The sequence below is a fragment of the Serratia sp. 22264 genome (genome assembly GCF_052045345.1).
Classification (GTDB): Bacteria; Pseudomonadota; Gammaproteobacteria; order Enterobacterales; family Enterobacteriaceae; genus Serratia; species Serratia plymuthica.
Genome location: NZ_JBQEOY010000001.1, coordinates 836,377 through 853,631 on the forward strand (window position 1 = coordinate 836,377; position 17,255 = coordinate 853,631).

General features: G+C 61.9%; 15 protein-coding genes. 9 read left to right on the plus strand and 6 right to left on the minus strand.

From position 1 onward, the window contains the following. Window positions 1-7: 7 nt before the first annotated feature. The 4 genes from ACTJJ1_RS04115 to hutC all read right to left on the minus strand — a co-directional run bounded on the left by ACTJJ1_RS04115 (window position 8) and on the right by hutC (window position 4,766). Window positions 8-1,543, minus strand: a complete 1,536-nt coding sequence (locus ACTJJ1_RS04115) for a serine hydrolase domain-containing protein (protein ID WP_440832494.1) — start codon at window positions 1,541-1,543, stop codon at window positions 8-10. A 325-nt stretch (window positions 1,544-1,868) separates the two neighbouring features. Further along, on the minus strand, window positions 1,869-2,669 hold the full coding sequence (gene hutG, locus ACTJJ1_RS04120; RefSeq protein WP_440832496.1) for an N-formylglutamate deformylase: 801 nt from the start codon (window positions 2,667-2,669) through the stop codon (window positions 1,869-1,871). Beyond that, the gene (gene hutI / locus ACTJJ1_RS04125) at window positions 2,666-3,889 is read right to left on the minus strand and encodes an imidazolonepropionase (protein ID WP_004943404.1); all 1,224 of its coding nucleotides are present in this window, start codon (window positions 3,887-3,889) and stop codon (window positions 2,666-2,668) included. Before hutI ends, hutG begins: the two co-directional genes overlap by 4 nt. Before the next feature lie 160 nt (window positions 3,890-4,049). Next, a complete protein-coding gene (gene hutC, locus ACTJJ1_RS04130; protein ID WP_208295248.1) occupies window positions 4,050-4,766 on the minus strand; it encodes a histidine utilization repressor in 717 nt (238 codons plus the stop codon). A 215-nt stretch (window positions 4,767-4,981) separates the two neighbouring features. Between hutC and ACTJJ1_RS04135 the strand changes: the two genes are divergently transcribed. The 9 genes from ACTJJ1_RS04135 to ACTJJ1_RS04175 all read left to right on the plus strand — a co-directional run bounded on the left by ACTJJ1_RS04135 (window position 4,982) and on the right by ACTJJ1_RS04175 (window position 14,338). Beyond that, the gene (locus ACTJJ1_RS04135) at window positions 4,982-6,352 is read left to right on the plus strand and encodes a formimidoylglutamate deiminase (RefSeq protein ID WP_440832498.1); all 1,371 of its coding nucleotides are present in this window, start codon (window positions 4,982-4,984) and stop codon (window positions 6,350-6,352) included. Beyond that, the gene (locus tag ACTJJ1_RS04140) at window positions 6,352-6,915 is read left to right on the plus strand and encodes a HutD/Ves family protein (RefSeq protein ID WP_440832500.1); all 564 of its coding nucleotides are present in this window, start codon (window positions 6,352-6,354) and stop codon (window positions 6,913-6,915) included. The genes ACTJJ1_RS04135 and ACTJJ1_RS04140 overlap by 1 nt, the downstream gene beginning before the upstream one ends. A 259-nt stretch (window positions 6,916-7,174) precedes the next feature. Beyond that, complete coding sequence (locus ACTJJ1_RS04145; protein WP_375232555.1) at window positions 7,175-8,131, plus strand: ABC transporter substrate-binding protein; 957 nt, start codon at window positions 7,175-7,177, stop codon at window positions 8,129-8,131. 11 nt (window positions 8,132-8,142) lie between these two features. After that, window positions 8,143-9,006 carry an ABC transporter permease gene (locus tag ACTJJ1_RS04150; protein ID WP_004943418.1) on the plus strand — a complete coding sequence of 288 codons (864 nt, stop codon included), beginning with the start codon at window positions 8,143-8,145 and terminating at the stop codon, window positions 9,004-9,006. After that, a complete protein-coding gene (locus ACTJJ1_RS04155; protein WP_004943421.1) occupies window positions 9,003-9,785 on the plus strand; it encodes an ABC transporter ATP-binding protein in 783 nt (260 codons plus the stop codon). The genes ACTJJ1_RS04150 and ACTJJ1_RS04155 overlap by 4 nt, the downstream gene beginning before the upstream one ends. Window positions 9,786-9,874: 89 nt before the next feature. Beyond that, complete coding sequence (hisC, locus tag ACTJJ1_RS04160) at window positions 9,875-11,017, plus strand: histidinol-phosphate transaminase (protein WP_440832503.1); 1,143 nt, start codon at window positions 9,875-9,877, stop codon at window positions 11,015-11,017. After that, window positions 11,017-12,174, plus strand: coding sequence for an alpha-hydroxy acid oxidase (locus ACTJJ1_RS04165; protein ID WP_020438898.1), 1,158 nt, complete (start codon window positions 11,017-11,019; stop codon window positions 12,172-12,174). Before hisC ends, ACTJJ1_RS04165 begins: the two co-directional genes overlap by 1 nt. Before the next feature lie 10 nt (window positions 12,175-12,184). Continuing rightward, complete coding sequence (locus ACTJJ1_RS04170) at window positions 12,185-13,279, plus strand: iron-containing alcohol dehydrogenase (RefSeq protein WP_004943429.1); 1,095 nt, start codon at window positions 12,185-12,187, stop codon at window positions 13,277-13,279. A 57-nt stretch (window positions 13,280-13,336) separates the two neighbouring features. Continuing rightward, window positions 13,337-14,338, plus strand: a complete 1,002-nt coding sequence (locus tag ACTJJ1_RS04175; RefSeq protein WP_440832505.1) for a LacI family DNA-binding transcriptional regulator — start codon at window positions 13,337-13,339, stop codon at window positions 14,336-14,338. A gap of 50 nt (window positions 14,339-14,388) precedes the next feature. On the opposite strand, the gene ACTJJ1_RS04180 is transcribed toward ACTJJ1_RS04175, so the two are convergent. Continuing rightward, window positions 14,389-15,831 carry a glycoside hydrolase family 32 protein gene (locus ACTJJ1_RS04180; RefSeq protein ID WP_409443506.1) on the minus strand — a complete coding sequence of 481 codons (1,443 nt, stop codon included), beginning with the start codon at window positions 15,829-15,831 and terminating at the stop codon, window positions 14,389-14,391. Next, on the minus strand, window positions 15,828-17,087 hold the full coding sequence (locus ACTJJ1_RS04185) for an MFS transporter (protein WP_006324864.1): 1,260 nt from the start codon (window positions 17,085-17,087) through the stop codon (window positions 15,828-15,830). Before ACTJJ1_RS04185 ends, ACTJJ1_RS04180 begins: the two co-directional genes overlap by 4 nt. Between the last annotated feature and the right edge of the window lie 168 nt (window positions 17,088-17,255).

Below are 17,255 nucleotides of genomic sequence, written 5' to 3' on the forward strand. Positions count from 1 at the left end.
GGCGTAGCTAATCTCGGCCGGCGTTGCTGCGCTGAAAGGTCAGCACCCGGCTGCGGTTGGCGATCAAATCCACGCTGTAGCCGCGAAAGTATAAACAAAAGCGTTTTAACCACGGGCCGTCGTGGCTTTCCACCAGCATGCGGCCGTTGCCGAGTGAGCTGACAGTGCCTGTCTGCGCCGCCGGACCCACGCCGATGTGTACCTGATCGCCGCAAATCTCGAAGGCGGTGCGGTACTGCGGGTGATACCAGAAACCCTGAACGTGTTTCAGGCAGTCGCCGCTGGGGATGACCGGCAGAAAGCTGCGCGTCACGTGTCCCACTTCGCCTTCAACCGCTTCACCGGTCCATTTCAGCCGCATTGGCATATGGGCGGAAAGCGACACCGCGTAGCCGTCGTCGGCCTGATAAAGCGGCTCGCCGGTCCCCAAATAGGTCACATTGCCATCTTCCACCTCCAGCCAGTAAGGCTCGGCCACCGTAGCGTAAATGCCGTCGGGAATGGCGGTGCTGCGCTGCGGCAGCGCCTCATCGAGCAGGGCGGCCATCACCTGTAGCGCCATGCCAAAACTGTCGCAATCCTCGCGGTTGGCCACCAGCGCTACCCCAGCCTGCCGACCGGGTGCCAGCAGGAAATAGCTTTTGTAACCGGCGTGTGAGCCGCCGTGGCCCAGCAGCCTATAGGTCCCGAGCGGGGTTTGCGCCAGCCCCAAACCGTAAGCGCTGAGCTGGCCCTGATTGAGCCGCCGTGGGGCGCTGAGCTGCGCCAACACGCCGTGGCCCGGGCCTTCATCCGCCAGCAGCGTTTGCAGCCAGCAAGTGAGGGCATTGGCGCTGCCGGTCAGGCTGCCGGAGGCAGACAGATGCAGGCCTGCGCTGGCCAGTTGCCAACCTTGCGCGGAACGCCAGTAGCCGGGCGCCAGCCCAGGCACCACGTCAAACCAGCTTTCCGGCGCCCGCAACTGAACCTGCAGCGGTTGGGCAATATGCTGTTGCACCAGTTGATCGAAATCGTAGCCTTTGGCTTTCAGCGCCGCCTCAACCAGCCGGTATCCGGTATTGGTGTAGGCGACTTCGCTGCCGGCCGGATAATTGAGTTCACGCAACCCCTGCAGGAACTGCATCACCGGTTGTGCATCGCTGCGGGTATGCACCGAGATGCCGAGCAGCCCCAGAGTTTCACGTACGTCGGGCAGTCCGCTGGTCATGTCCAGCGCCTGGCCGACGGTCACGTCCGCCAGCGGAACATGCAGCTCAGGCAGCAAATCGCCGAGGCGATCGCGCAGATTGAGGGCGTTGCCGGTGGCGTTCAGCGCCAGCGCGGCGAAAATATGCTTGGTGATTGAGGCATAGCGCACCACGCTGTCGGCGGTAAAAGGGGTGTTTTGCGCCAGATCGGCCAGGCCGGCGCTGGCGGTCGCCCGTATCTGCCCGGCGTCGAACAGGGTCATTGCCCCGCCGGGTTCGCCATCGGTGCGCCAATTCGCCAACAGCCGATCGGCAACGGCCTGTGCGGCACGCCAGTTTAACGGGGTTTCAGACATGGTAGCCTCCAGAGTAGGTCATCAATTTGGGCCTTGCGCCGCGCACCCGGATCCCGTAGCCACCTGGGGCGCCGGGGGAGAGGTTTACGGGAGTTTATACCCAGGCAATCGCCGGGCTTTTCGGCAGATTGTGGCGTACCGCGCGATCCCTATGCCGCTGTTTTGTGCGTTGTCCGACCAGATACAAAGGTTTTCACTGAAACTGCGATGCAGTGCGCAAATTGAAGCCGGGGAAGGAAAGGAGGCATGATTTATGCCGAAAAATCAGGAGGCAAGGTGACGCCGGGGCAAGATAAGCAGGCCCCGGCTTGGCATAGGCTGTGGGTTAACGCGGTTGCCCGCAGGCCAGCAGGCTGTCGATCATTTGCTTCAGCAGGCGTTGCAAAGCGGACGCACGCTGCGGCTCGAAGGCAAAGGGATACTGTTCGGACATGTAGTTCACCTGCGCCAGCTCCAGTTGAATCGCATGTTGCTGTTGCTGCGGCTGACCATAAGCACGGGTGATGTACCCGCCTTTAAAGCGGCCGTTAAGCACATGCGTGAACTGCTGTTGCTGTTCGCAGCAGGCCACCAGGCGATCGCTCAGCTCCGGGGCGCAGCTTTCGCCGCCGTTGGTGCCCAGATTGAGATCCGGCAGCTTACCGTCGAACAATCGTGGGATCACCGAGGCGATGGAGTGCGCATCGAACAGCAGCGCGTAGCCGTGCTTGGCTTTCAGTCGCGTCAGTTCATCCTGCAATTGCTGGTGGTAGGGCTGCCAGATTTGCTGTAAATAGCCGGCACGCTCTTCGTCCGACGGCGTTTTACCCGGCAAAAAGCTCGGGCGGCCGTCAAACAGCACGTCAGGGTACAGGCCGGTGGTGGCGGTGGTATACAGCGGCTTATCGTCCGCCGGGCGGTTCAGATCGATGACAAAACGCGAGTAGTTGCCGATCAGCACGCTGGCACCCATCGTACGGGCAAACTCATACAGCCGCGGAATATGCCAGTCGGTATCGGGCAGTGGCCGCGCCTCTTCGGTCAAACCGGCTTCGACCGCCGGCGTCAAGCGGGTGCCGGCATGGGGAATGCTGATCAGCAGCGGCAGGCTGCCGGTCTGGAAATCATAGGGATCGCGAATGGTCATTGACGTACTTCTCCTCGGAAAATCACCGTACAGGGCAGTTGTCCGCCCAACCAGTAAGCCAGTTCAGCCGGCCGGGAAAGCGGCCAGTGCACAAAATCCGCCACCTTGCCGGTTTCCAGCGTGCCGTGGCTGTCCTGCAGCCCCAGCGCTTTGGCCGCGTGAACCGTGACGCCCGCCAGCGCTTCTTCCGGCGTAAGGCGGAACAGCGTGCAGGCCATGTTGATCATCAGGCGCAGCGACAGCGCCGGGGAGGTGCCAGGGTTGGCGTCGCTGGCGATCGCCATTGCCACCCGGTGCTTGCGGAACAGATCCACCGGCGGGCACTGGGTTTCGCGCAGCAGGTAATAAGCGCCAGGCAGCAACACCGCAACGGTGCCGGCATCGCCCATCGCCCGGGCATCTTGCTCGGTGGCATATTCCAGGTGATCGGCGGAGAGCGCATGGTGATGCGCTGCCAACTCGCTGCCGCCGAGTGCGGAAAGCTGTTCGGCGTGCAGCTTCACCGGCAGGCCGGCGGCCTCGGCGGCGGCGAACACCCGCTCAACCTGCGCCGGTGAGAACGCCAGATGCTCGCAGAAGGCATCGACCGCATCCGCCAGCCCGGCGGCGGCGGCCTGAGGAATAATGGTGTTGCACACCAGATCGATATAATCGTCGGCGCGATTGGCGTATTCCGGCGGCAGCGCGTGGGCCGCCAGGCAGGTGGTTTTCACCTCTACCGGCAGCATGTCGCCAAGTCGGCGCGCCACGCGCAGCATTTTCAGTTCGCTTTCCGGCGTCAGCCCATAACCGGACTTGATCTCCACGCAGGTCACGCCTTCCGCCAATAGCGGCCGCAAACGGAATAGCGCTTGCTCGAGCAGCGCTTCTTCGTCGGCGTCGCGGGTGGCTTTGACCGTGGAAATGATGCCGCCGCCTTGGGCTGCAATCTCGGCATAACTCACGCCGTTCAGGCGCTGTTCGAATTCGCCGCTGCGGTTGCCGCCGAACACCAGATGGGTATGGCAGTCGACAAAGCCCGGCGTGATGATGCCGCCGTCGAATTTCACCCTTTCATCGGCGATCAGCCCCGCAGGCAGCGCGGCATATTCGCCCACCCAGACGATTTTGCCTGCGCGCACGGCGATCGCGCCATCGCTGAGGGTGTGATACTTGCCGTCGCGCATGGTGACGATGTCGGCCCCGTGCCACAGGCTGTCGCAGTGAATCTCAGACGTCATTGCTTTCCTCCGCCGGAGCCTTGGCTCCCACATGGTTGTATATACAATCAAAAACAACCTAGCGCATTCACCGGTTTGTCACAAGAGGCGGGGTAAAAATTTGTTATCGGGATGTGACCGCTGAGGGAAGACGGGTGCAAAGGCTGCACCCGCGGGGGAATTAAACGTCGCTGGTGAAACGGCCGAACAGTTGATAGCGGCTGCCGGGATACAGCAGGCGCGCCGAGGTGACCACGTTTTTGCCGGACCAGGTGCGGCGGTGAATCAACAGACCCGGTTCGTGATCTTCCAGTTGCAGCAGGTCGCGCTCCTGGCGGGTCGGCACTACCGCTTCCACGATGTGCTCGCCGGCGGTCAGCGGGGCGGCCTGCGTCAGGTAGATATACGGCGTCACGCGGTCGAAATCCTGCTTCATGTAATCGGGTGCGACCACCGGATTGACGCAGCGGTCTTCAACCTGCACCGGCAGGTCGTTTTCGTAATGCACGATCTGCGAATAGAACAGCTGCTGGCCGGGTTGAATACCCAGCGCGAGCGCTTCTTCTTCACTGGCCGGGCGCGCCTTCAACTGCAGGATCTTGCTGCTGTGGCGATGGCCGCGGGCAGCGATTTCGTCGGCGATGTTATGCACTTCCAGCAGCGCGGTATGCGCTTTGGCCTCGGCGACGAAGGTGCCGACGCCTTGCATGCGGATCAGGAAGCCTTCGCTGGTCAGCTCGCGCAGCGCGCGGTTGATGGTCATGCGGCTGACGCCCAGTTCCGCCACCAGTTCACTTTCAGAGGGCACGCGCTGGTGCGGCAGCCAGTGGCCCGCACGGATTTGGTTTACGATCGCCTGCTTGACCCGTTGGTAGATCGGGGCGGGGGTATCGCTCATTGCAGCAGCCAGTTGTAACAGGGTCTGTTGATCCACCACGACGTTAACCTCGTCAAATAAAAAAATAATAACACCAGTTTACTGTTGATGTCGGCGTATGTATATGTATATACAACTAAGGGCCGGTTCGCCACAGCAATGCGATGGGCCTGTGCATTTTCGGATGCGTGATTCTCGCGCGTTATTAGCCGTTACATTAACAGTGGAATACTGCCATGCCTGCTTATTTTGCCTCACGCGCTCTGCTCCCTGAGGGGTGGGCGCATAACGTCCGTCTGGACGTCGATGCGCACGGTCACCTGGCTCAGGTGATTGCCGATTCAGATCCCGAAGGCTGCATTCGCCTGCACGGCGATGTGGTGCCGGGCATGCCGAACCTGCATTCCCACGCCTTCCAGCGTGCGATGGCCGGGCTGGCAGAGGTCGCGGGCAACCCGCAGGACAGTTTCTGGACCTGGCGCGATCTGATGTATCGCCTGGTACAGCGGCTGACTCCGGAGCAGGTGGAAGTTATCGCCCGACAACTGTATATCGAAATGCTCAAGGGGGGATATACCCAGGTTGCCGAGTTCCACTATCTGCATCATGGCGCCGACGGCAATCCTTACGCCGATCGCGGCGAAATGACCGGTCGGCTCAGCCAGGCGGCGCAACAGGCCGGGATCGGCATGACCTTGCTGCCGGTGCTGTACAGCTACGCCGGTTTTGGCGCCCAGCCCGCCCAGCCGGGGCAGAAACGTTTTATTCAGGATGCGGACAGCTACCTGCAACAGCAGCAGGTGATTGCCCGCCAAGTGGCGGACCAACCGCTGCAAAATCAAGGCCTGTGCTTCCATTCCCTGCGCGCGGTGGAACTGAGCCAGATGCAGCAAATCCTGGCGGCGTCGGACAGCGCCTTGCCGGTGCATATTCATATCGCCGAGCAGCAAAAAGAGGTCAACGATTGCCTGGCCTGGAGCGGTCAACGCCCTGTGGCCTGGCTGTATGAGCATATGCCGGTGGACTCGCGTTGGTGCCTGGTGCACGCCACCCATCTCGATCGCGCAGAGCTGGAGCAACTGGCGCGCAGCCAGGCGGTGGCCGGCCTGTGCCTGACCACCGAGGCCAACCTGGGCGATGGCATTTTCCCCGGTGACGCCTATCTGCACCATCAGGGGCGTTGGGGCATAGGTTCCGACAGCCACGTGTCGCTCAACGTAGTGGAAGAACTGCGCTGGTTCGAATACGGCCAACGGCTGCGCGATCAGCGCCGTAACCGCCTGACCACGCCACAACAACCGGCGGTGGCGGACGTGCTGTACCAGCAGGCATTGCAGGGCGGTGCGCAGGCCTGCGGCGCGCCAATCGGCCGTTTGCAGAGCAGCTACCGTGCCGATTGGCTGGTACTGGATGGCGACGATCCTTATCTGGCCGCAGCACCCGATGCCTCGATCCTCAACCGCTGGCTGTTCGCCGGCGGCAAAGAGCAAATCCGCGACGTTTTCGTCGGCGGCCGTCAGGTGATCGAGCAGGGGCGTCACGCGTTGCAACAGCAAAGCAGCGCTGAATTCCTGCAAGTACTGAAAACTTTCCAGCAGGAGGCGTGATGAGTCTGACCCGTTTTGATTTCGATTCCCTGCCGGTGACGCCCTGGCGCAACGGCGGCGGCGAAACCCGTGAGATCGCCTGCTGGCCGGCGGGGGAGCAAGACTTTGACTGGCGCGCCAGCATCGCCACCATCGCGCAGGACGGCCCATTTTCGGCATTTGACGGCATCGACCGCTCGATTACCCTGCTGGAGGGCGACGGCGTGCATTTGTTCAGCACCGGGCACATTGATCACCGACTGTCGCAGATTGGCGAGCCGTTCGCCTTTTCCGGCGACGTGGCGTTGAATGCCACGCTGCTGGGCGGCGCCAGCCAGGATTTCAACATCATGACCCGGCGCGGGCGCTGGGCGGCCAACGTGCAACGCATTACCGCCGGCGTGGCATTGCCGGCAGGCCACGCCGGTGTGCTGTATGTATTGCAAGGAACCTGGTCACTGGCGGGCGGCGTCACGCTGGCTGCACGCGAGGGCGGCTGGTGGCCGGCCGAACATCACGGCGGGCAGTTGACGCCGCTGGCGAAAGAGAGCCTGGCCCTGTGGGCCGATATTCACCCGGTTTAATCCGCTCATCCGACAGGCGGCCCCTTGCTCCAATTAGGTGCGCCGCCTGCGCCATCATGATTCACCCGTACCCGGCATCGCCTTCCTGAAATCCGTTTATCCGCTTCCCACGCTGCTTGCGCGTTTGGCACAGTCTTTGCTCCTGTCACTTCGCTTGTATAGACAAGACTATACAGAGCCTTTCTGGCGCCCGCGGTGGGGCGTTTTATCGGCAAGACAGGAGCACAGCATGAGCAAGGGTTTTTCCGTGAAAACGGCAATGGGAACACTTTCGATCCTGGCAGCAGCGACAGGATTTTACGGTTTGACGGCAACGGCGGCGCAGGCGGCCGATACGCCGGTGGCGATTGGCATCTCCGGCTGGACCGGCTTCGCCCCGTTAACGCTGGCGGACAAGGCCGGGATTTTCAAAAAGCATGGCCTGGATGTCGATCTGAAAATGATCCCGCAAAAAGACCGCCATTTGGCGATCGCTTCCGGTGCGGTGCAGTGCGCCGCCACCACGGTGGAAACCTACGTCGCCTGGAACGCCAACGGCGTGCCGATCACGCAAATCGTGCAGTTGGACAAATCCTACGGGGCCGACGGGCTGGCGGTGCGCAACGGCATCAGCAGCGTGGCGCAGTTGAAGGGCAAGACGGTGGGCGTCGATGCGCCCGGCACCTCCTCCTATTTTGCGCTGGCGTGGATCCTGGACAAAAACCACATGACGCTGAAAGACGTCAAGCTGGCCACCTTGTCACCTCAGGCGGCGGCGCAGGCTTTCAATGCCGGGCAGAACGACGCGGCGATGACCTACGAACCTTACCTGTCGACGGTCCGCGACAACCCCAAACAAGGCAAAATCCTGGCTACCACGCTGGATTACCCGATGGTGATGGATACGCTGGGCTGCACGCCGGACTGGTTGAAGAAAAATCCGCAGGCGGCGAAAGCGCTGGTGGAGAGCTATTTCGACGCGCTGGACATGATCAAGGCTCAGCCGGATAAATCCTACGAAATCATGGGAGCGGCGGTGAAGTCCAGCGGCAAGCAGTTTGCCGAGTCCGCCGGCTACCTGCGTTGGCAGGATCGCGAGCAGAACCGCAAGTTCTTCAGCGGCGAAATCGCCGATTTCAGCAAAGAGGCCGCGGCGCTGCTGCTGGAAATGCGCGTGATCCGCAAACTGCCGGACATCGGCACGCTGTATGACGCCAGCTACGTAAACCAGCCATGAAGGAGTCCGAAATGAATTCACCCCTCAGTCCAGTGGCGGAACTGGAACGGGAGCCTGCGGCACTGCCGCCCGCTAAACCGCACTGGCATAACCCGATGATGGTGCCGTTGCGGCCGGTTGCCGGGCGGTTGCGCTGGTTTCTCGGCCTGGCTTTCTTCGTGCTGTTTGTGGCGCTGTGGGGGCTGGCGACTTTCACCGGGCTGGTGTCGCCGACGTTTTTGGCCGATCCGCTCACCATGCTGCGCGAAGGCGTACTGCTGTTCACCGAGTACGATTTCTCGCTGGATATCGGCATGACGGTGTTCCGGGTGCTGAGCGGCTTCTTGCTGGCGGCGGCCATTGCGGTGCCGCTCGGTATCATGATGGGTTCGTACAAGCTGGTGGAGGCGTTTCTCGAACCCTTCGTCTCGTTTTGCCGCTATTTGCCGGCATCGGCGTTTGTGCCGCTGTTGATCCTGTGGGCCGGCATCGGCGAAATGCAAAAAATTCTGGTGATCTTTATCGGGTCGTTCTTCCAGATAGTGCTGATGGTGGCGGTGACCGTCGGTGCCGCTCGGCGCGATCTGGTGGAGGCGGCCTATACCCTGGGGGCTTCCAACCGCAGCGTGGTGCGAAGGGTGCTGATCCCCGGTGCGGCCCCGGAGATTGCCGAACTGCTGCGTCTGGTGCTCGGTTGGGCCTGGACCTACGTGATTGTCGCCGAACTGATCGGCTCTTCCAGCGGCATCGGCCACATGATCGTCGACAGCCAGGCGCTGTTGAACACCGGGCAGATTATCTTCGGCATTATCGTCATCGGCTGTATCGGTCTGCTGTCCGATCTGCTGTTCAAGGCGGCTAACAAACGCCTGTTTATCTGGAGTTCTCTGCGATGAAAGCCGACAAACTCAACGTCAGAAACGTATCGCGGATCTTTACCGGGCCGCATGGCGAGCAGACGCAGGCGCTGCTGCCGGTCGATTACCAGGTGCAGGAGAATGATTTCATCACCATTCTCGGGCCTTCCGGCTGCGGCAAATCGACGCTGCTGCGCATCATTGCCGGGCTGGACAGCCCGACGCAGGGGGAAGTGTGGCTGGATGGTCAGCGGGTAGAGGGGCCGGGCGCCGATCGCGGCATGGTATTCCAGAGCTATACGCTGTTCCCGTGGCTCACGGTGGAGCAGAACATCCGTTTTGGCCTGCAGGAACGCGGTATAGGCGCGGCACAGCAGAAAGAGCGCAGCGACTATTTCATCAACAAGGTCGGGTTGCGCGGTTTTGAACGGCATTTCCCGCGCCAGCTTTCCGGTGGCATGCAGCAGCGTACCGCCATCGCCCGCGCGCTGGCCAACGATCCGAAAATCCTGCTGATGGACGAACCTTTCGGCGCGCTGGATAACCAGACGCGGGTGATGATGCAAGAGCTGTTGCTGAATATCTGGGAGGCCTCGCGCAAGACGGTGCTGTTTGTCACGCACGACATCGATGAGGCGATTTTCATGGCCAACAAGGTGGCGATTTTCAGCGCGCGGCCGGGGCGGATCAAAACCGAAGTACCGGTCAACTTCCCGCATCCGCGCGATTACACCCTGAAAACGTCTCCGGAGTTTATGGCCATCAAGGCGCAGGTCACCGAAGAGATCCGCAGCGAAACGCTGCAAAGCCTGCACTGAGCTTCCGCCAGGCCATAGACCTTCCTGCCGACCTGGAAGGGGGGTCATGCGCTTTTTGACTTTACCGATACTCAACCCGCGAGGTGAGGATGCAAGCCATTTCTTCCGCAGCACAGGCGGTGCGCCGCCTGGCGCGCCAACAGGCGAGTTCGCTGGGCGCCTATAACGCCGGATTATCCAGCGAGGCGGTGCGCAATCGTTACGGCGTCACTGAAATTACCCGTCTGGCGAGCAACGAAAACCCGCTTGGCGCCAGCCCTTTGGTGCAACAGGCGCTGAGCGATTTGGCTCAGCATAGCGGCATTTACCCAGACCCAAACAGCCAGGCGCTGCGGGCGGAAATCGCCGCGCTGACCGGCATTGCGCCGCAGCAGGTGGTGATTGGCAACGGGTCTGAAAACATTCTGGAAATGCTGTGTCTGGCGTTTATTAATCCGGGCGATCGGGTGGTGACCCTGCTGCCGTCGTTTGGGTTGCATGAAATCTACCCGCGCATGATGGGGGCGGAGGTGACGCTGGTGGCGGTCAATCAGGCGCTGGAGTTCGATCTGGCCGCCTGGCGGCTGGCATTGCAACGGCCGGCCAAGATGGTGGTATTCAGCAACCCGTCTAACCCGGTCGGCTGCATGCTCGGACGCGATGACTTTTTGCAATTGATCGCCGCAGTGCCGCAAGACTGCCTGCTGGTGATCGACGAGGCGTATTACGAATACTGCGCCAACCAGGCGGATTACCCGGACAGCCTGGCGCTGTTGCCGTTACAGGACCGCCCGTGGATTGTGCTGCGCACCTGCTCCAAAGCTTATGGGCTGGCCGGGCTGCGCGTCGGTTACGGTCTGGCCTGCGATGCCGAGTTGGTGGCGCTGCTGGACCGGGTGCGTACGCCGTTCAACATTAACCGGGCGGCGCAAAATGCGGCGTTGGCGGCATTGCGCGATCGGCAACATGTGGCCGACAGCGTCGCCTGGGTCAGTGAAGCGCGTGCGGCGATGGCGGCGGCGTTGCGTGCGCTGGGGTTGCAGGTGGCGCCCTCCAGCGCCAACTTCCTGTTCTTTGATTGCGGCTACCCGAGCGTGCAGATCGCCGAAGCATTGCTGGCGCACGGCATCATCGTCAAACCCTGGCGCGAAGCCGGTTATCAGCGGTTCATCCGGGTTTCGATCGGCAGCGCGGCGGATAACCGGCGTTTCCTCCATGCGTTGCGACAGGTGCTGGCGGAGGCGGCGCGCTGATGAGCGGGGCGATACTCAACGTGGCGGATTTACAGCGTGCGGCGCGGTGTTATCTGCCGCGTTTCGCTTACCGTTACCTGGCGGGCGGCGCGGAAGACGAACATACGCTGCGCGGTAACCGGGTGGCGTTCGGCCAATGGCAGTTTGTGCCGCCGGTACTGCGTGACGCCAGCCGCCGCACGCTCAACATTCGGCTTTGGCAGCAGGAATTGGCGGCGCCGCTGCTGATTGCGCCCACCGGCTACAACGGCATGCTGCGCTATCAGGCGGATCTGATGCTGGCGCGCAGCGCCCGGGCGTTCGGCATTCCCTATATTCAGAGCACGGTCTCGACCGCCTCGTTGGAGGAGATTGCCGCCGACGGTCAGGGGCAGCACTGGTTCCAGCTGTATGTGCTGCGCGATCGACAGGTTACCGCCGGGCTGTTGCAACGCGCTCTGGCCGCGGGCTGCAACACCCTGGTGCTGTCGGTGGATGCGGTGCATTTCGGCAACCGCGAGCGCGATCGGCGCAGTTACCGGCGGCCAATGAAACTCTCCCTCGCCAGCCTGTGCGACGTGGCGCTGCACCCTCGCTGGTTGTGGCATACCTTGCGCCCGGCGGGCATGCCCGGTTTCGGCAATCTGCAACCCTATTTGCCGGCGGAGCGGCAGCGGGGCCTGAGCGGGGCCGCTTATTTTGCCCGCGAGATGGACGCCGCGCTGAACTGGCAAACGCTGGATTGGGTACGGCAATGCTGGCCGGGCAAGCTGCTGGTGAAGGGCATTTTGCACCCTCAGGATGCCCGTCAGGCGCTCGATGCCGGGGCGGATGGCATCGTGCTGTCCAACCACGGCGGCCGCCAGCTCGACGGCAGCGTGGCCCCCATCAGCCTGTTGCCGGCGGTGCGTGCTGCCTGTGGGCCGACGGCGACGATCCTGATCGACAGCGGCTTTCGGCGTGGCACCGACGTGGTGAAAGCGCTGGCGCTGGGTGCCAATGCCGTGTTGCTCGGCCGCCCGTTGTTGTACGGCGTGGCGCTGGCTGGGCAGGCTGGCGCGACTCAGGCACTGCGGATTTTCAGCGAGGAAATTGACCGCACGCTGGCGCAACTGGGCTGTAGCAGCGTGCAGGAATTGGGGCCGCATCTGCTGCGGCCGGTGAATGAACGAGGATAAGGAGCCTGAGATGTCTTTAGCGCAAATCGCTTTCCCGGCGCGCGTGATACGCGGCGCCGGAGCATTGGAGGAGATCGGTACGCTGTGCGCCGGCTACGGTTCAAGGGCGATGCTGATTGGCGGCGCGCGTGGGCTGGCGGTTACCGAAGCGCGCATAGGCAACTGCCTGCGTGCCGCGGCGGTGGAGCGGGTTGGCTGCGAGCAGTATGGCGGCGAATGCAGTGAAACGCAGATTGCGCGGCTGGGCGCAGTGGCGCATTCAGCGGCGGCGCAGATGCTGATCGTGGCGGGCGGGGGCAAGGCCATTGATACCGGCAAGGCGGTGGGAGCGGCTTGCGGATTGCCGGTCATCACCGTGCCGACCATTGCCGCCACTTGCGCTGCCGTTACGCCGTTGACCATCCGCTATCATGACGACGGCCACTTTCGCGACATGCTGCACCTGCCGCATGCCCCGGCGGCGGTGGTGATTGACAGTCAGCTGTTGGCCGCGGCACCCGCCCGCTGGTTGGCGGCCGGGTTGGGAGATACGCTGGCGAAATGGTATGAGTATCGCGCCATCGGCCACCCGCCGGCACTGAACGGCATGGCGCTGGCGGCGCAGGCTAACAGCCGCATCTGTTACCAACTGATTGAAGAGTACGGGGCTGCGGCCTGTCAGGCGGCGGAGCTATGCCAGGCCGACGCTGCGCTGGAGCAAGCGCTGGATGCCATCTTCCTGTTCGCCGGGCTGACGTCGGTCATGGGCAGCGGGGCACATGCCGCAGCGGCCCATGCGCTGTTTGAAGGCTTCACCGTCTGCGACAAGACGCGCAATTTTGGTCATGGTCTGTTGGTCGGTTACGGTAACCTGTGCCTGCTGGCGCTGGAACAGCGCAGCGACGAGGAACTGCTGGCTGCGTTGCGGTTGGCGCAGGCCTGCCGGATACCGCTGCATTTGGCGGATATCGCCGACGATCTGGACAATCAAGCCATCAACGCCATTATGGCGGCGGCGGTTGAAGCGCCGGATATGGCCAACATGCCGCACCCTGTCACCGTTACCCAGCTGGCGCAAGCCATGCAGCGGGTACATGAACTGGCCGACAGAATGTGCAAAGGGTAGAGTCCGGCGTTAAGTTGTGGGATTATTTGGTTTTCCATCCTACACAGAGAAGGGCGCATGGCCTCGCTGAAAGACGTTGCAAAACTTGCCGGGGTGTCGCTGATGACAGTTTCCCGTGCCATCAACGAGCCAGGCAAACTGCGGCCAGACACCTACCAGCGCGTCAAGCTGGCGATCGACCAACTGGATTACGTGCCCGATCTCTCGGCCCGGCGCATTCGCGGCGACAGCAGCCGGGTACAGACGCTCGGCGTGCTGGCGCTGGACACCGCCACCACGCCGTTCTCGGTGGAAATGATCCTGTCGATCGAAAAGACCGCGCGCGAACACGGTTGGAACAGCTTTGTCGTCAACCTGTTCGCCGACGACAGCGCCGAACACACCATAGATTTGCTGCTGGCGCACCGGCCGGATGGGGTGATTTTCACCACCATGGGGCTGCGACAGGTCACGGTGCCGCCCAAGTTACTGGATAAAAAGCTGGTGCTGGCCAACTGCGTCGGCCAGGGAAACCGCGTTGCCAGCTACATTCCGGATGACGAACAGGGCCAGTACGACGCCATACGTGCGTTGATCGTCAAAGGCTACCGGGCGCCGCTGTGCATTCATCTGCCGGAAAACACGCTGGCGGCCGGGCTGCGCCGTCGTGGGTTGGAGCGCGCCTGGCGTGACGCAGGCGGTGACGTAGACCAACTCAAGCAATATCACCTTGATTTGAGCGACGGCGATGAGCGCTATCGCGATTGCGTGGCCTTGCTGGAACGGCATTTCGCACCGGGGCGGCGCGATTGCGATGTGGTGGTGTGCGGCAACGATCGGGTGGCGTTTATGGTGTATCAGGTGCTGTTGGCGCAGGGCTGGCAGATCCCGCAGCAGGTGGGGGTGTTGGGCTATGACAACATGGTCGGCATCGGTCAACTGTTCCTGCCGCCGTTGACCACGGTGCAACTGCCGCATTACGAACTGGGCCGTCAGGCGGCGCTGCATCTGATTAACCAGTTGGATCACTGCGAGACGGTGAAGGTGGCCTGCCCGCTGTTGCTGCGCGAATCGATGTGAACGAAACAGGGCACGACAAGCGTGCCCTGCCAGTCAGGCGCCGAGGATTATCAGGCCCAGATGCTCGCCAGTTCCCACCCCTGTAACGCTTCAAACTGTGCCTGGCCGCTTTCGGCAAACAGGCTCACGCCGCGCTGGCCATCGGTCGGGTAGATGCGGCTGGTCAGGCAGGCAACGCCCTGATTGACGAACACTTCCAGCGATGAACGGTCGATAAACAGGTTCAGCGACAGCGTGTCGCCCGCCGGCAGCGGCACGCTGCGGCAACCGCACAGACCCGGTTCCTCGCTGAAACGCTCTAACACCAGCCTGTGGGCCTGGTTGTCCACGTACAGCCGGGCGGCGTCGCCAATGGCGATACCGTAGCGTTCGGCATCGCTGGCGGCCAGATCCAACGACAGCGTCAGCTCTTGCAGGTTTTCCGCCAGAAGCTGGCGTTGGTTGCGCAGTTGCGCTGCGGCAAACCTCTGCGGCAGGCCGCGCAGCGCCGCCAACTCCCGCGCCGGGTTCATCAGCACATCGCCTTCGGCATTCAGCGTCAGTTCGCGGGGCAGGGTGAGCGCACCGGCCCAACCGTGCGCCTTGCTCGGCATTGGCGATTCCCACATGTCCATCCAGGCGAACAGCAGGCGGCGGCCGTCGGCGGCGGTGAACGTTTGCGGCGCATAGAAATCATGCCCGGCGTCCAGCTCGCAGAAAGGTTGAGTGACGTTGAAATCGGCGCCTGGCTGCCAGTGACCGAGCAAATAGCCGCTCTGGAAGCGGTTACGGTGGCGGTAACCCTGTGCCGCCAGCCCCTGCGGCGAGAACAGCAGCACCTGTTTTTCGCCGAGCGGGAAGAAATCCGGGCACTCCCACATATAGCCCTGATGCAGCGTCTGCGCGCCGTCCAGCACGCGGTCAAATTGCCAACTGCGCAGATCTTTTGAACGATAAAGCCGTGCCTGCCCGAGTCCGTTTTGTTTGGCGCCGACCACCATCCACCAGCCGTCATTCTCGCGCCAGACCTTGGGATCGCGGAAATGCTGAATGCCTTCCGGCGGTGCCAGCACCGGTCCGTGTTTGACGAAATGTACGCCGTCCTCGCTGGTGGCCAGGCATTGAACCTCGCGCACCTGATCGTCATCGCCTACTTTGTCCAACCAGACGTGGCCGGTGTAGATCAGCGTCAGCACGCCGTTATCGTCCACTGCGCAGCCGGAGAAACAGCCGTCTTTGTCGTAGTCGTCGCCGGGCGCCAGGGCTATCGGCTGGTGCTGCCAGTGCGCCAGATCCCGGCTGATGGCATGGCCCCAGTGCATCGGCCCCCAGTTTTCGTCGTAGGGGTGATGCTGATAGAACGCATGATAAACGCCGTTAATGTACACCAGCCCATTGGGATCGTTGATCCAGCCGGCGGCAGGCGCCAGATGAAACCGCGGGTAGTAATCGTCCTGACGCTGTGCGCGCAGGGTTTCGACCGCATGGTCGGCTTGAGCTAAGGCATTGTTCATTGGATTGGCTCACTTGATTTTATCGTGGATTGAAATTGAGGTGCGCGGGCGGGAGTCTCGCCGCGCAGCAGGAAGCAGGAAACCAGCGTAGTACCGGCGACGGCGCAGCCCATCAGCAAATAGGTGTCGGCAAAGCCGATGCGGTCGTAGCCGAGACCGGCCAGCGGCGCCAGAATGCCGGCGACGATCTGGCTGATAAACTGGAAGCCCACCAGATACAGCGTGGAGGACAGGCGGCTGTCGAAGCGGGTGGTGATGTATTTGAACATGGCTACCAGCAGAATCGGCAGTTCCACGGCATGCAGCAGTTTCATGGCGGAAATCATCAGCGCGCCATTGGCGAAACCAGAGCCGAACATGCGAAACGCCATCACGCTGCTGGCCAGCAGCAGGCTTTGCTTGATACCGATACGGTTGACCAGCAGCGGCGCCAGGAACATGCCGCCGGCCTCCAGAAACACTTGCAGCGAGTTAAGGAAGCCGTACATGCGGTTGCCTTCCTCGTGGGTCGCGAACTGCGAAGCGAAGTACACCGGGAACTGCTGGTCGAAGACGCCGTAGATGCTGGTGCCGAGCACGAACACCACCAGCGCCCAGAACCCCGGCAGGCGCAGCAACGCCAGGGCGTCCTGCAACTTCAGGTTTTCCGGTTTGCCGTATTCCAACCCGGCCATGGCGTTGGGTTTCAGCTCTCGCACCTGCCACAGCAACAGCAGGAATACCGCCGCCGAGGCCGAGGCAATCCAGAAATTGATGTTCGGGTTGATGTTATAGATAAAGCCGGCAAAGAAGGTGGCGCTGGCCCAGCCCAGCGAGCCCCACATGCGCGCCCGGCCGAACTCGAAGCCGACGATGCGGCTGACGCGCTCGGTATAGGATTCCAGCGCGCCGATGCCGGCGTTGAACGCCAGGCTGACGAACAGGCCGCCAACCAGTGCGCCGGCCACCAGATTGGTTTGCAGCAGCGGGGCGTAAACATAGATAAAGAACGGCCCCGTGAGCAACAACAGCACGCCGACGAACAGCAGCAGATGCTTACGCAACCCGAGTTTGTCCTGAACAAACCCGTACAGCGGCTGCACGCACAGCGCCATGATCGACATGGCCGAGAAGATCAGGCCGGTTTCGGTGCCTTTCAGGCCGATTTTCTGGTTTAGCCAGATGGAGATCAGTGAAAAGCTGGCCGACCAGGTAAAGAAGAAGAAAAACAACAGGCCGCTTAGAAGCACATAATATTTTTTTGTTTCGCGGTTCATGTGAGATGCCCTGATGGATGATGTCAGCCTTATTGTTAACGTTAACCTTTGGCCAAATAAAGCCACCAACGTCAGGGATTGCGATGTTAATCACAAAAGTTAACGTTAACATATTTGCGTTGTGATCGTCATCACTGGATGGATGCAAGGCGCCGGAGAGGGCGGGGT

Bases quoted from the DNA above. Each gene is read 5' to 3' on its own strand.
- ACTJJ1_RS04135 (WP_440832498.1), top strand. From the start codon at position 4,982: ATGCCTGCTTATTTTGCCTCACGCGCTCTGCTCCCTGAGGGGTGGGCG.
- ACTJJ1_RS04115 (WP_440832494.1), bottom strand. From the start codon at position 1,543: ATGTCTGAAACCCCGTTAAACTGGCGTGCCGCACAGGCCGTTGCCGAT.
- ACTJJ1_RS04150 (WP_004943418.1), top strand. From the start codon at position 8,143: ATGAATTCACCCCTCAGTCCAGTGGCGGAACTGGAACGGGAGCCTGCG.
- hutI (WP_004943404.1), bottom strand. From the start codon at position 3,889: ATGACGTCTGAGATTCACTGCGACAGCCTGTGGCACGGGGCCGACATC.
- ACTJJ1_RS04140 (WP_440832500.1), top strand. From the start codon at position 6,352: ATGAGTCTGACCCGTTTTGATTTCGATTCCCTGCCGGTGACGCCCTGG.
- ACTJJ1_RS04175 (WP_440832505.1), top strand. From the start codon at position 13,337: ATGGCCTCGCTGAAAGACGTTGCAAAACTTGCCGGGGTGTCGCTGATG.
- ACTJJ1_RS04155 (WP_004943421.1), top strand. From the start codon at position 9,003: ATGAAAGCCGACAAACTCAACGTCAGAAACGTATCGCGGATCTTTACC.
- ACTJJ1_RS04185 (WP_006324864.1), bottom strand. From the start codon at position 17,087: ATGAACCGCGAAACAAAAAAATATTATGTGCTTCTAAGCGGCCTGTTG.
- ACTJJ1_RS04180 (WP_409443506.1), bottom strand. From the start codon at position 15,831: ATGAACAATGCCTTAGCTCAAGCCGACCATGCGGTCGAAACCCTGCGC.
- hutG (WP_440832496.1), bottom strand. From the start codon at position 2,669: ATGACCATTCGCGATCCCTATGATTTCCAGACCGGCAGCCTGCCGCTG.
- ACTJJ1_RS04145 (WP_375232555.1), top strand. From the start codon at position 7,175: ATGGGAACACTTTCGATCCTGGCAGCAGCGACAGGATTTTACGGTTTG.
- hutC (WP_208295248.1), bottom strand. From the start codon at position 4,766: ATGAGCGATACCCCCGCCCCGATCTACCAACGGGTCAAGCAGGCGATC.
- ACTJJ1_RS04170 (WP_004943429.1), top strand. From the start codon at position 12,185: ATGTCTTTAGCGCAAATCGCTTTCCCGGCGCGCGTGATACGCGGCGCC.
- hisC (WP_440832503.1), top strand. From the start codon at position 9,875: ATGCAAGCCATTTCTTCCGCAGCACAGGCGGTGCGCCGCCTGGCGCGC.
- ACTJJ1_RS04165 (WP_020438898.1), top strand. From the start codon at position 11,017: ATGAGCGGGGCGATACTCAACGTGGCGGATTTACAGCGTGCGGCGCGG.